Below are 13442 nucleotides of genomic sequence, written 5' to 3'. Positions count from 1 at the left end.
CAAGTATGAATCCTATATGTACCTAAGATAGTAGTATGTGTGTGCTTCAAGAATTATTGTGTGTATCAACTATTTGATTAATTATTTATTTCTTGACCATTCATCAATAATGATCAAAATTTTCTTTTCACCCAATCCTTTAACTGATTGAACAACATCACGATAATCATCAAAACCTTGCTTATTCTTTTTACTAAGACGAGCATCGACTATAGCTTTAGCCAGGGTTTCTGCTCCAGTAATTCGAGAGCGTTGTAACTTCACATATAACTGATCTTTGTCTAAAGTGTTAAGTAAGTTTAGCGGATCAGTTTGTTGGGGAATTAGATTTTCAATTTTCTTAAACTTATCATCTATTCTTTGCCTTTCTTGTGCCATTCCTGATTTTAATTCATTGAGTTGTTTTTCAAGGCGTAATTCCAGATTTGCTAGACGCAATGATTCTGGCTGAGTTGACTGAGTTGGTTCAGTTAAACTTTTTACTGTTTTATCATTAGATTCGATCCCTCTAAGAGCTGAGGCTTGCTTTAATACTTTTTCTTCCTTTTCAGGCGAGATAATTAAGGCATTGACCATTTCACCTTCATTAGGGTTTTTTTCTTTAGCTCTTACAGATGCATAGTATTCAAAATGTCCATCAATTACTTCATATTTTTCAAATCCTATTTTTTTTAAAACTAGAGGTTTGAGAATTCCTCCAGACTCTAATATCATGTCTGCAAGATTTTCTAAGTCAGCTTCTTGGAAATTTGAACGAGAAACACTAGACGTAATGCTTGAAACATCTAACATAAAAAACTCAGTCATTATTTCATCTCCATTTTTCTTAAAACTTCTATAGCCAGAAACTCAAACTCAGCAGCAGCTTGATTAGCCGAAGGTTCATTAATAGCAAAGTCAAGAATAGATTTAGGATCAGGAATCTCCATATTGCCTACAGATATAGTTCTGTTAACACAAGCTGATAAAGCTGTTCTTTCTGAAATAATACTATCCATAATTGGCATATTGTAACGATCAGTAATTACACTTTTATGTTTTGCAAAAGTATATTTCAGATACTGAGCATTAGTAGAAATTTTAGATGGAAGAACACCCATAATAATAAGAGGTGGTTTTCCTAAACCTTCTTTATTTTCATTAATTTCTTGTTTAATAAAGCTTTGAACACTGGGCAAACCTTGATTTGAAAATGGCTTTAAGTCTGAAGGAATTATTAAGTAATCAGCAGCAGTTAAGGCAGCTTGTGCATATAAGTCTAATGATGGAGGAGTATCAATGATTACAATATCATATTCATTCTTTACTTTCTCTAATTTTTTAGCTAGCCTATTTCGACTAGCTCCATATTGGACTAGATTATTTTGTTTTGCAATTAAAGTAATGTGTGAAGGTATAATATCAACTTCTGGATCATTAAAAAATTTAGATTTACGAACAATATCTGGAATGAAGTTAAAGTCTGTCTTTTCTAACAAATGAGAAACATTACAATCTTTTAAATCATCATCTTCTTCAAATTGAAACTTTATTAAGCCTGTGGCAAAGGTTGTATTTGCCTGAGCATCTATATCAATTAAAAGTACTCTTTTCCCTTTCTTACTAAATGCTGCTGCTAAGTTAATGGCAACTGTAGTTTTACCAACACCGCCCTTATGATGATAAATTGCAATTGTTTTCATTGTATCTTGCCTCTTAATTTCAGAAATGACTTGAGAATCTACTTGAATAACTTGTGGTTTAATTATCGGTAGTTCTGGTTTTAAATTAACTTGGCTGTAACCGACATTAGATTGAGCGCTCGGAAAACTATTGTCAGATATTTGATTTGCTGAATTATTTATCAAATGTCTTTCTTTCAGACTTTCTCTACCAATTAAGTTGATAATTGTCTCTAGATTTGTCTCAATGTCTTTGCCAGCACACTGAAAAACTAGCTCAATATCATATTGCGATTTCTCATAAATTCTGATCTCCTTACCATTAGTTAGCAATCCATAGCGCACATTTAAGCTGGTTAAATAATGCCTAAGTCGGAGAACGTGATTATTTAAATTGTGCTTTGGATGCTTTGCCTCCATCACAACACTCAGCGGCGAGTTCGCATCTAAAACAAAGGGAACCACTTGCGCTGCAAATGCTAAGAAATCCAAGCGGATGCTACCAAGGATAACTTCTTGATGCCAGGTGTCAGGAGTATACCCTAGCTGTGGTAACAAATATTGAACGATGAGTTTACTTTCAACTTCGCTTTCATTGCGGCACAGTTCAGGATTAAAAGGCAATCTCTTACTCCATCTAGAAAATTGCAATCATGGTAAAGATGCTCATACCTGCTTGATTATGGCATCAACTCAGTAGTTTTAAGTAAAAAAATCGTTGATTAAATGTAAAAAATAATGACAGACTATTATTGGGATTTTATAAGTTATATTTATCAACAGTTAGCCTTAGATTGTTAGGGCTTACAGCAATTGCAAGCAGAAACAAAGCTTTGTGATTGTTGCCCTAGCCTACTGGAACATTGTCAGGGCTAAACGTACTCCTTCGGAGAACCCGCAGGGTAGCTATGCGGAAGGCTTTACGCTCGTAATTACGAAATTAGGCTATTCTTACTTAAGTCTCATCTGTAAAAAAAGTTTTTTGTCCTGAAGAAAGTTTTAACTCGTCTCTTGGCTGACGAATGTGAACTTATAAGTATTTACTTAATATTTGCGAAGATTCTGCAACTTAAGTCGGCTTGCTATATAATTCTGACTGCCTCAATCACAGTCATGTCACTGGAATCACTTTGTGTATTCCAGAAATATTAAATTTAACGAAAATTTCCATATATCAGGAGAGATGTACGCTACCTACATGGGGATGCAGCATCAAAGGACTTAACCAATGGGATATGTAATTGCAACTGCAAATATGAAAGGTGGTGTCGGCAAAACCACCATTACAGTCAATTTAGCTACTTGTTTAGCTAAATATCATGGCAAGCGGGTACTGGTTTTAGATTTAGATAGTCAAATTAGTGCGACACTTAGCCTGATGTCGCCTTTGGAATTTGCCAAGCGTCGTAAAAACAGAAAGACGTTTCGATATCTGATAGATCAAGTTATCACTCCGGAACCGAATGCGAAGTTGACGATTCAGGATATCGTTCACACCCAGGTTTGTAATTTGCCAGGGTTGGATTTATTGCCAGGAGATATCGATTTATACGATGAGTTTGTTGTTTCAGAAATGCTGCATCAACAATCTGTTGCTTTGGGTGAACAGGACTTTGAAAATATTTGGAATCGCTTTGAAAGGGTGTTGATTAATAACATCTTAAAGCCAGTTCGTGAAGAGTATGATTTTATCATTTTGGATTGTGCCCCTGGCTATAATCTCTTAACTCGTAGTGCTTTAGCTTGCAGCGATTTCTATATTTTACCTGCTAAACCAGAACCTTTATCTGTAGTAGGTATTCAATTGTTGGAAAGACGCATTGGGCAATTAAAAGACAGCCACGAACATGAAGCAAAAATCAATATAAAAATGCTGGGTATTGTCTTCAGTATGTCGAGTGCAAATCTCCTCACTGGCAGATACTATAAACAAGTCATGCATCGGGTTGTTGAAGATTTTGGTGTAGAAAAAATTTGTAAGAACCAAATCCCAATTGATGTCAATGTGGCTAAGGCTGTTGATAGCTTTATGCCGGCTGTTTTAATGAGTCCCCAATCACCTGGTTCTAAAGCATTTCTTCAGTTAACTCAAGAGTTGTTGCAAAAGCTATAGTCAGTGCTGAGTGCTGAGTCAGGAGTGAGGAGTTAAGAGTTATATTCTTCACTCCTCACTCACGGCTAATTTTTAAAACGTCCCTGCTAAGGCTGCAACACAACGTTCGCAAAGTAGGGGATGTGCTTTTGATTCTCCCACGTGGATGGAGTAGTTCCAACAGCGATCGCACTTTTCACCATCTGCATTTACTACACCAATTCCCCAGCTATCTGACTGTAGGTTGTATTTCAACCCTTGCAGTGCTTCGGGAGTATCCAATACTTCTACTTGGGAGGTGATAAACAGATAGCGGAGTTCATCAATACCGTTACCCTTATCTGGATTAAGTGCTTTTACAGAGGAACGTAACTGCTCGTTATTGATATACAGCAGTACTTTCGACTCTAGAGAAGAACCAATCAATTTTTCTATCCTAGCTTGCTCTAGCACCTTGTTCACTTCAGTACGCAGTTGCCGGATTTGTTGCCAAAATTCTGCGATTCCGGGATTGTGCCACTTCTGGTCTATCTGCACCCAACCGGCTTCAAACACCGATTTGTAAGGTGTTTTGTAAGGGAGATGTTGCCAAATATCTTCGGCCGTGTGACATAAAACAGGAGCAATCGCTCGTGCTAAATTCTCTAAAGCTATCTTCAGCACTGTTTGACAACTGCGACGGCGGAAACCATCAGGCGTACTGATGTACAGTCTATCTTTGGCAGCATCTAAATAGAAGTTGGATAAATCCACAACGCAGAAATTCTGCACTGTTTGGAAAAAGCGGAAGAATTGGAAACTTTCAAAGGCTTCTGTTACTTCACCAAACACCTCGGTGATGCGGTGCAGCATATATTTGTCGAGTTCTGGCAATTCCTCAAAAGCTACTGCATCCTTTTGGGGGTCGAAGTCATGCAAGCTACCCAATAAGAACCGCGCTGTATTGCGAATCTTACCTCTGACATCATTTAGCTGCTTGATGATGTTGTTACCTATACGCACATCTGAGGTGTAATCTACCGACGACACCCACAACCGCAACACGTCAGCACCATAGGGGGGTTCTTTTTTCTGGTCTTTACCACCGACAATCATCACCTGAGGATCGACCACATTCCCTAGTGACTTACTCATCTTTCGCCCTTGTTCATCCAAAACAAAGCCGTGAGTCAACACAGTTTTGTAAGGTGCAATGCCATTCACCGCTACACTGGTGAGCAAACTTGACTGGAACCAGCCGCGATGTTGGTCGGAACCTTCCAAATACATATCTGCGGGGTAGCGCAATTCTGGACGCTGCTTGGTAACAGCTGCCCAAGATGAACCAGAATCAAACCAGACATCCATTGTGTCTGTACCTCGGCGGTACGACCGACCATTATTGCGGTATTGTTCTGGTAACAATTCCTCTACCGGCAATTCCCACCAAGCATCAGAACCTTTTTCGGCGATAATTGCTTGGACGTGGTTGATGGTTTCTTCAGTCAGCAGTGGTTCCCCAGTTTCTTCATCGTAGAAAACAGGAATTGGTACACCCCAAGCCCGCTGACGCGAGATACACCAATCAGAACGTTCCGCCACCATTGGCGTGATGCGATTTTCACCTTGGGCTGGAATCCATTTTACCGAGGCGATCGCTTTTAGTGCTTCTTCTCTAAATCCTTCTACAGAAGCAAACCATTGTTCAGTCGCACGGAAAATCGTTGGCTTTTTCGTCCGCCAGTCGTAAGGATATTTGTGCTGATAGGGTTCTTCCTTCAACAAAGAACCAGCCGCAGCCAACGCATCAATTACCGCCTGATTACCATCACCCAGCACATTCAACCCAGCGAACTGTCCCGCCTCTTGGGTGAAGTTACCGTTATCATCCACTGGTGCAAGGATAGGCAAACCATAGCGCTGACCAACAATGTAGTCTTCTTGACCATGACCAGGCGCAGTATGTACCAATCCTGTACCGGACTCAGTGGTAATATAATCGCCACCCACAACCACCGGACTTTCACGATCAAATAAAGGATGACGGTAGGTGATATGTTCTAAATCTTTCCCTTTGAATGTGGCTTTTACAGTTAGCTCAACTCCTAAAGTAGAAGATAAACGTTCCACCAAATCAGCCGCCACAATCAGGTAGCGGAACCTCACCCCCTCAGTCCCCCTCTCCGTTAACGGAGAGGGGGAAAGTAATTCCTCACTCCCTCTCCCTGCTTGCGGGGAGGGGGTTGGGGGGTGGGGTTCCACTTCCACCACAGCATAGTTGAGGTCTGCGTTCACCGCTACAGCCAAGTTACCTGGAATTGTCCAAGGTGTGGTTGTCCAGATAGCGACATCCAAATTCGGTAAGTATTCTCCCAGAGTTTGTTTTAGCGCCTCAGACAAACCCGTTACAGGAAAAGCAGCGTAAATACTGCGGGAAGTGTGCCCTTCTGGGTATTCTAATTCAGCTTCAGCTAACGCAGTCTTAGAACTGGGACTCCAGTGAACCGGCTTCAAACCGCGATAGATGTAGCCTTTTAGCACCATCTGACCGAAAACACCAATTTGAGCCGCTTCATATTCTGGCTTCAAAGTCAGATAAGGATCGTCCCAATCACCCCAAACACCATAACGTTTAAAACTTTGGCGTTGAGCATCTACTGCTGCTAGGGCAAATTCCTTCGCTTTCTGCCGCAGTTGTAAAGGCGTCAGATTTTGCCGTTCTGCTGACTTCATATTCTGCAAAACTTTCAGTTCAATCGGCAAGCCGTGGCAGTCCCAACCCGGCACATAACGAACCTTACGCCCCTGTAGCAGTTGGTAGCGGTTAATAATATCTTTGAGAATTTTATTTAAGGCATGACCAGTATGAAGTGAGCCATTAGCGTAGGGAGGCCCATCGTGCAGTATAAATAATTCGCCGGGATTATTTTGCGAAAGGCGATCGTAAATTTTATTTTCTTCCCAAAATTTTTGGATTTCCGGCTCACGCTTGAGCGCGTTCGCCCGCATATCAAAGTTGGTTTTGGGTAGATTTACAGTATCTTTGTAACTTCCTGCTTCTGTCACAGTCTCATGCCTAAGATTAGTTGTCCAGGTTTTATCAATTATAGAAGATGACATGAAGACCAAAATTCGCTATTTTATTCAGCTTGACAGGGATGGGTGAGTAAGCCCAAGCATTTCTGTTCAAAAACTATGCTCTAAAATTGATGTAACCCAAATTCATTAAAGCTTTATCTGATGCCTCTCTCAGAACTGATAGCCCTCCTGAAAGAATTACCCTACTCTGATAAACTCTTGCTCACACATTTTTTGCTAGGCGAATTGTTGCAGGAATCAAGTTTAGTCCCATTGGATGCTCAAGGCAAAGTCGGTAGTCAAGGCTTACATAATTCTTTTGAAGCTGCTGCTGTTTTAGCAAAGGCGCTGGCAGAGGAAAAAGCAAGAACACATGGCTGATAAAGTCAGATTTGCTTTCACTGAGGTAGAACCACAATTTGGTGCATTGAGTACGCTACCTTATTTACCGCTAATCTGAACTTATCAGAATCGTTCTTTAACTGTGTCAGGCTTGCTAGATACTAGTTCTACTGTCAACGTATTACCTTATGAAATTGGGTTAAGGCTGGGAGCAGTTTGGGAACGTCAAAGGCTGTCCGTTCCCTTAGGGGTTAATTTAGCTAGATTTGAGTCGCGGGCGTTGGTCTTGAGAGCAAATGTTGAGCAATTTCCTCCAGTAGAGTTAGCTTTTGCTTGGACAAAAGACAGAAATGCCCCTTTAATTTTAGGTCACATGAATTTCTTCTTAGCGTTTGATGTGTGTTTCTACCGTTCTGAATTGGCGTTTGAAATTAGCCCTAAAAAATCATGAGCGGAGATATGCCTTTTTGTAAAGCGCGATCGCATTACATCCACAGATTAGCGTCTGCTTGATTCTCCAAACATCTGTCGTCATCACATCATTCGCTGATACTTTGAATGCAGAAGCTGTCTAGAGGAAAAACTCCTACTTTGTAAAGAAAATTGAAGCTGTCGTTATGAACGTCGCGCTTGTCGTTACCAACGTCGTAATTTTGTAAAGAAAGTTGAAGCTGTCGTTATGAATGTCGTGCTTGTCGTTACCAACGTCGTAATTTTGTAAAGAAAGTTGAAGCTGTCGTTATGAACGTCGCGCTTGTCGTTACGAACATCAAAGCTGTCGTTATGAATGTCGTGATTTTCGTTACCAATGATTAGGATTTGTATGAGGCGATCGCTTATTCAATTAAGTCTAAACTTCAAAATGGGATAGACATGATTTGATTTATCCATTCCTCAGCAGTAGAGACTTGCCAAACATTGAATATACATTTGTCATTGCGAATGGAGCGTTCGCGTTGGCGGAGCCTCTCGTAGAGAAGCGTCCCGAAGGGAAGCAGAATGAAGCAATCGCAAGGGTTTTGTGATTGCTTCACTTTATTTCATTTCGCTCGCAATGACAGATGCTGAATCATTTATTTTGTGGAAGGCTCTAAGACCCAACATCATCTTAAGTTAATGCTGGGTTTCACTCGATTCAACTCACCTGATCGTTTGGCGGTATTTGATCTGGTGGGGCTTCCGCTGGGGGAGCAAGTACCGCATCCGGCGCAATTTCCTCAACAGGAATTGGTTCTTTATTCTCAGTCTCAGAATGTGCTTGTGCTGCTTCCACCAATTCGGGAGATGGGGGATTTGGTGGAATGACTTCTGGGATACTCTCAGTTGTCGCTGCCGTGATAGTAGTGGTGACTACCTCATCAGTTGGTTTTTCTGATATGGGAGTTTGAGAGTTGGTATCAGCGGTGGTAACTACTTCTTCTACTGGGGTTTGTGTTGTAGCAGTAGTGTTGTCGATAATTTCTACCAGAGACTGAGCTTTAGATTTGGATGTTGCAGGTGCTTTTTTTGGAGTTTTTTGGAATTTATCTTTTACTCCACTAAAGGTATTACCAACACCCTTTTGCAACTGGGCCAGCCGTTCTGGTAGAGACAACTTAGTAACCTGTTGCTGAATTGAAGTTTTTACAGCCTCTGAACTGGGCACTTGTGTTTGTTGTGCCTGTGGTGTTACCTGCCGACGTAATGAGAAAGTTTGCCAGCCAAACCAACCCAAAAGTGCGACACTAGCCACATGACCCAGCAAAAGACCGCCATTAATGCGTTGTGCAAAAACCCATAACATCAGAGCATAAAATAGCCCTATACCGCTCCAAATAAAATCATTCTTGCGATGGATCTCTGGGAAGAAGAAAGCTGCTAAATAAATGGCTAAGCTTCCAAGGCCCACCGCCAAAGCTAGGACATATGCCAGCATTATTTGGTTACTCCTTACTGTGTCCTTTGACTAGATATTTCAATTTTGCAAATTTTGCAAGTCAATTGTTGATTTAGATACAAATTACAACTAATTATCTATGTTAGTTGTGTATCTTTGCAGTCTAGATTCACTCTTTCTTAATCTCTTCTTTAGAAGAGAAGCGAAAATCTCGGACTACCCTAAAGATAAAAGGATCTGCAAGAGTTAGCCAAACATAGTTTATGACACTACAAAGCTTTGGTGTGATTGGTTTAGCCGTTATGGGCGAAAATATCGCTCTAAACGTCGAGCGTAATGGCTTCCCAATTGCAGTTTACAACCGGTCCAGAGAAAAAACCGATGCCTTTATGGCGCAACGTGCGCCAGGACGGAATGTAAAAGCCGCCTTTACCCTGGAAGAATTCGTAGCTGCACTAGAACGTCCTCGCAAAATATTAGTGATGGTGCAAGCTGGTAAGCCAGTCGATGCGGTGATTGCTCAACTCAAACCATTGCTAGATGAAGGCGATATCATTATCGACGGTGGTAACTCTTGGTTTGAAGATACAGAACGACGCACCCAAGAATTAGAACCCGCTGGGTTGCGGTTTCTCGGTATGGGCGTCAGTGGTGGCGAAGAAGGTGCTTTGAATGGCCCATCACTAATGCCTGGAGGTACACAAAGCTCCTATGAGTATCTATCACCAATTTTTAACAAAATTGCTGCTCAAGTCGATGACGGCCCTTGCGTAACCTACATTGGACCTGGTGGTTCTGGTCACTACGTCAAAATGGTACACAACGGCATTGAGTACGGCGATATGCAGCTAATTGCTGAAGCCTACGATTTGCTGAAAAGTGCTGCTGGACTTGACCACAATCAACTGCATGAAGTGTTCACTGAATGGAACACCACCGACGAACTCAATTCATTTTTGATTGAGATTACCTCCAATATTTTCCCCTACATTGACCCAGAAACAAATTTACCCTTAGTCGATTTAATTGTTGACGCCGCAGGCCAAAAGGGAACCGGACGCTGGACTGTGCAGACTGCATTGGAATTGGGTGTTTCGATTCCCACCATCACAGCCGCAGTTAATGCCCGGATTATCTCTTCGATTAAAGACGAACGGGTAGCCGCATCCAAGATTTTGACAGGGCCTAGTGGTAAGTATGATGGGCAGGTCAAAGACTTTGTTAACAAGGTACGGGATGCTCTCTATTGCTCAAAAATCTGTTCTTACGCTCAAGGGATGGCACTGCTATCTACAGCTTCAAAAACATATAATTGGAATTTGAACCTGAGCGAAATGGCGCGGATTTGGAAAGGTGGCTGTATTATTCGCGCTGGCTTCTTGAATAAGATTAAGAAGGCTTTTAACGAAAATCCAGCATTGCCTAACTTGCTATTGGCCCCGGAATTTAAGCAAACAATTCTCGACAGACAAACCGCTTGGCGGGAAGTGATAGCAACAGCCGCCAAATTGGGAATTCCAGTCCCAGCATTTAGTGCATCTTTAGATTATTTTGACAGCTATCGCCGCGATCGCTTGCCTCAAAACTTGACTCAAGCACAACGCGACTACTTCGGCGCGCATACCTACCTGCGTACTGATAAGCCTGGAAGCTTCCACACTGAGTGGGTTCCCATTGCTGAAGCTGAGAAATAATCAACTTTCGCTTTTCTAAATTCTTAGATTATTTGCTGGTGACTCTAGATATTAGAGTCACTTTTTTTGTCATAAACATAAAGACACAAATATTATTCCACAGCAAAACTAGTCAGTTGCCGCATTTTTGGTGTGTGAAAGCCAATGACAATATCCTGTTTAAGTACACCCATTTCTATTAATTCCGTAGCGATGTCTACTTCAGTAGTATTTTGCTGAATCCAGATCTTTTCATTTTTGATATCCAGGTGCATGATAGGGCCATAAACTCGTTTTTGTTGATTCCAACCAACGCTGATAATTTGGTAGTGGTCACGTTGTGTATCAAATATCGGCTCGACGTCTACATCGCCATAACTAGGTTTATACTGTGCATATTTGTCCAGTAATTGCTGAATTATCAGCCGATATTGATCTAATTTAGCCATTGCACTATTTCCTCCGTTTCAATGTTGTAAATCAGCAGTAGAAGTTTAGTTTCCTGTACTACTGTTTGGGTAAAGGGCAAGCTAAAAAAATCGTTATAAATTAAAGAAGGGACTGCCAAATATAAAATTCGTTCTGGATCTTCTGTCCGCAGGGCAAAACGATAGTTGATAAATTGCCCCAAGGCTGTATGAAATTCTGATATTTTTGAGGCACTAGCGAAACTTTTGATTTCAACTGCTATTTTCTCCCCGGCTTTTTCGGCGGCAATGAGGCGTTCTGCACCTAAATCAATTTGCACGTCTACACCACCACAACGAATACTTAACGGGTCGTCTGTAATTGTCCACCCGTCTTTTTCTAGGGCTGATCTAACAATGTCATGGAATAAATCTCGCGCCATACTTAGATTAGTATATTTGAAACTCCTAACTTCTCAATTTGTTTGTGGAATATGATATTTCTTTGAAGCATCGAGAACAGATTTTCAAGATGTATGATGTAATAGAAACTTTTTTATCTGTAGTTCTCATTGATTTGGTGTGTTATTATTTCCAAGATATTTGGCTTTTAATTCTTCTAGCTCATCATCTATGATGCTTTTACTAGGAGTTTGAGAAGTTGGATTTGGCGGTTTAATTGAATTTTTTTGAGGCTTAACGCCGCCAAGAAATTGAGTTTTCATCTCCTCTAATTCTTGATCAATTTGACTGTGAGATTTGCTGTTTCCAGCAGGTTGAGGTGTAGATGGCGAAATAGTAACAGGCTTGGCTGATATGGCTGGTGTAGACGCTAATGGCGACTTTTGCAGATCATTGAGAACTTCATCGGCTGTTTGATAGCGACGAATGGGGATACTTTCTAGCATCTTGTTGAGAATGCGGCTCAACTCATTACCTGAAGGGGTTTTTAAGTACTGCTGCCAAATCCAAGCATCATTATTAATATCATAAGAATCAAAAGGCGATCGCTCAGTTAATAACCGAATACAAGTAGCACCCAAGCTGTAGATATCACTGGCAAAAATTGCCCGTCCTCTAATTTGTTCTGGGGCGACATATTCTGGGCTACCGATACTTGTACCAGTTCGGTTAAGGGCGGTGCTGGTCGCAGATTTAGAAGCACCAAAATCTACTAAAACTAATTTGCGATCGCTTGCACGTAAAATAATATTTTCGGGTTTAATATCGCGGTGAATTACTTGTTTAGAATGGCAAAATTGCAATACTGGCAATAAATCATTGAGCAACTGCCGTATTTGTACTTCACTGAAAGCACCTTGCTCTACCGATTCCTGCGCTAAGTTTTTTCCATCGATAAATTCTTGTACAAGATACTGTCGGTCTTCTTGAGTAAAATATGCCAGTAGTTCTGGAATTTGGGGATGTTTGCCTAATTCATCCAACTGCACGGCTTCTTGGGTAAATAGCTCTACAGCTTTTTGCACAGTATTAGTGCCTTGGGCTTGGGGGTAAAATTGCTTAATCACACAACGCGGTTTCGAGGGTTTATCCTCATCTACAGCCAAGAAAGTTCTACCAAAACCACCTTGCCCTATAGGTTTAATAGCGCGGTAACGTTCTTTAAGGAGTAACTTAGCTCCACAAGTCAGGCAAAACTTGACATCATCAGAATTTTCCGGTTTTGGGCAACGGGGATTAAGGCAGTAGCTCATGGTGGCGCTAAAAATCGCTCTTATTTGTCTTTATTGTGCACTGCGATCGCCATTGTTGAGTGTAACAGCTTGAGCATCAAAGCAGCATGACCGAAATCTACGGCTTCGGTATGACTCATGTGTGTCTGTTCATCTGGTATAAGAATGCGAGGTAGTGACCAGATGCTGCTTTTACAGAATAAATATGAAACAAAGTCATAAATGAATCAATGGGAAGAGCAAATCAAGCCTTTTAGGTGAGGTACTAGCTTGGTTTTTGCAAACAATGAACCAAAACATTTAGAGGTTGTTTGAAAAGTGGTTTGTAGTGTTTTTAAGCACATTTAGATCCCCCCTACCCCCCTTTTCAAGGGGGGAAACTGGACTCAAAGTCCCCCTTTTTAAGGGGGATTTAGGGGGATCTACAAACGTTTTGCTACCGACAGCAGGACTTTTCAAACATCCTCTTAGGGGTAGTGTGTAACTACTTATTTTCTTTTATAAAAAAGAATAGCAGTGGTGCACAACAATTTATAATTATCTATCTGGAGAATGTAGTGCCAGCTATGCTGATACTTTATAAAATTTTTAGGTAAGTTTCAAAGCCTTAATGAAATACAATATAACAGTATTTATCCTA

Annotated in this window: 10 protein-coding genes and 1 pseudogene; 4 read left to right on the top strand and 7 right to left on the bottom strand. The window is 41.0% G+C overall.

Features of this window, described 5'->3' with window-relative positions:
- Positions 1-81: 81 nt before the first annotated feature.
- Together BV372_RS09490 and BV372_RS09485 are read right to left on the bottom strand one after the other, a co-directional pair.
- Positions 82-807, bottom strand: coding sequence for a ParB/Srx family N-terminal domain-containing protein (locus BV372_RS09490; RefSeq protein WP_086686158.1), 726 nt, complete (start codon positions 805-807; stop codon positions 82-84).
- Entirely contained in the window at positions 807-2285 is a 1479-nt protein-coding gene (locus BV372_RS09485; RefSeq protein ID WP_086686156.1) for an AAA family ATPase, read from the bottom strand. Before BV372_RS09485 ends, BV372_RS09490 begins: the two co-directional genes overlap by 1 nt.
- A 604-nt stretch (positions 2286-2889) precedes the next feature.
- Between BV372_RS09485 and BV372_RS09480 the strand changes: the two genes are divergently transcribed.
- Positions 2890-3774, top strand: a complete 885-nt coding sequence (locus BV372_RS09480) for a ParA family protein (RefSeq protein ID WP_086686154.1) — start codon at positions 2890-2892, stop codon at positions 3772-3774.
- A gap of 72 nt (positions 3775-3846) precedes the next feature.
- Here BV372_RS09480 and ileS read toward each other — a convergent pair whose 3' ends face one another.
- Complete coding sequence (gene ileS / locus BV372_RS09475) at positions 3847-6798, bottom strand: isoleucine--tRNA ligase (protein ID WP_086686232.1); 2952 nt, start codon at positions 6796-6798, stop codon at positions 3847-3849.
- A gap of 174 nt (positions 6799-6972) precedes the next feature.
- Here ileS and BV372_RS09470 point away from each other — a divergent pair, with 174 nt between their 5' ends.
- Positions 6973-7191: a hypothetical protein gene (locus BV372_RS09470; RefSeq protein ID WP_086686152.1), complete on the top strand. Its 219-nt coding sequence runs from the start codon at positions 6973-6975 to the stop codon at positions 7189-7191.
- Positions 7184-7603: pseudogene (locus BV372_RS09465) on the top strand (hypothetical protein). Before BV372_RS09470 ends, BV372_RS09465 begins: the two are co-directional and overlap by 8 nt.
- Before the next feature lie 684 nt (positions 7604-8287).
- Here the strand turns inward: BV372_RS09465 and BV372_RS09460 are convergent.
- Positions 8288-9067: a Ycf66 family protein gene (locus tag BV372_RS09460; protein WP_086686150.1), complete on the bottom strand. Its 780-nt coding sequence runs from the start codon at positions 9065-9067 to the stop codon at positions 8288-8290.
- Positions 9068-9291: 224 nt separating this feature from the next.
- Between BV372_RS09460 and gndA the strand changes: the two genes are divergently transcribed.
- Positions 9292-10722 (top strand): NADP-dependent phosphogluconate dehydrogenase, encoded by a 1431-nt coding sequence (gene gndA, locus BV372_RS09455; RefSeq protein WP_086686148.1) that lies wholly within the window; start codon positions 9292-9294, stop codon positions 10720-10722.
- Positions 10723-10814: 92 nt separating this feature from the next.
- On the opposite strand, the gene BV372_RS09450 is transcribed toward gndA, so the two are convergent.
- The 3 genes from BV372_RS09450 to BV372_RS09440 form a co-directional block, all read right to left on the bottom strand.
- Complete coding sequence (locus BV372_RS09450) at positions 10815-11150, bottom strand: XisI protein (protein ID WP_086686146.1); 336 nt, start codon at positions 11148-11150, stop codon at positions 10815-10817.
- Positions 11138-11551 (bottom strand): XisH family protein, encoded by a 414-nt coding sequence (locus BV372_RS09445; protein ID WP_086686144.1) that lies wholly within the window; start codon positions 11549-11551, stop codon positions 11138-11140. Before BV372_RS09445 ends, BV372_RS09450 begins: the two co-directional genes overlap by 13 nt.
- Before the next feature lie 126 nt (positions 11552-11677).
- The gene (locus BV372_RS09440) at positions 11678-12823 is read right to left on the bottom strand and encodes a serine/threonine-protein kinase (RefSeq protein WP_086686142.1); all 1146 of its coding nucleotides are present in this window, start codon (positions 12821-12823) and stop codon (positions 11678-11680) included.
- Positions 12824-13442 lie beyond the last annotated feature (619 nt).

The sequence above is a fragment of the Nostoc sp. T09 genome, from assembly GCF_002154695.1.
Classification (GTDB): domain Bacteria; phylum Cyanobacteriota; class Cyanobacteriia; order Cyanobacteriales; family Nostocaceae; genus Aulosira.
The sequence above is the reverse complement of the archived record's forward strand: the minus strand, read 5'-3'. Positions and strand labels throughout refer to the sequence as shown.

Coding starts and splice junctions, on each gene's coding strand:
- BV372_RS09445 (WP_086686144.1), bottom strand. CDS start 11,551: ATGGCGCGAGATTTATTCCATGACATTGTTAGATCAGCCCTAGAAAAA.
- BV372_RS09450 (WP_086686146.1), bottom strand. CDS start 11,150: ATGGCTAAATTAGATCAATATCGGCTGATAATTCAGCAATTACTGGAC.
- BV372_RS09490 (WP_086686158.1), bottom strand. CDS start 807: ATGACTGAGTTTTTTATGTTAGATGTTTCAAGCATTACGTCTAGTGTT.
- BV372_RS09460 (WP_086686150.1), bottom strand. CDS start 9,067: ATGCTGGCATATGTCCTAGCTTTGGCGGTGGGCCTTGGAAGCTTAGCC.
- gndA (WP_086686148.1), top strand. CDS start 9,292: ATGACACTACAAAGCTTTGGTGTGATTGGTTTAGCCGTTATGGGCGAA.
- BV372_RS09470 (WP_086686152.1), top strand. CDS start 6,973: ATGCCTCTCTCAGAACTGATAGCCCTCCTGAAAGAATTACCCTACTCT.
- BV372_RS09480 (WP_086686154.1), top strand. CDS start 2,890: ATGGGATATGTAATTGCAACTGCAAATATGAAAGGTGGTGTCGGCAAA.
- BV372_RS09440 (WP_086686142.1), bottom strand. CDS start 12,823: ATGAGCTACTGCCTTAATCCCCGTTGCCCAAAACCGGAAAATTCTGAT.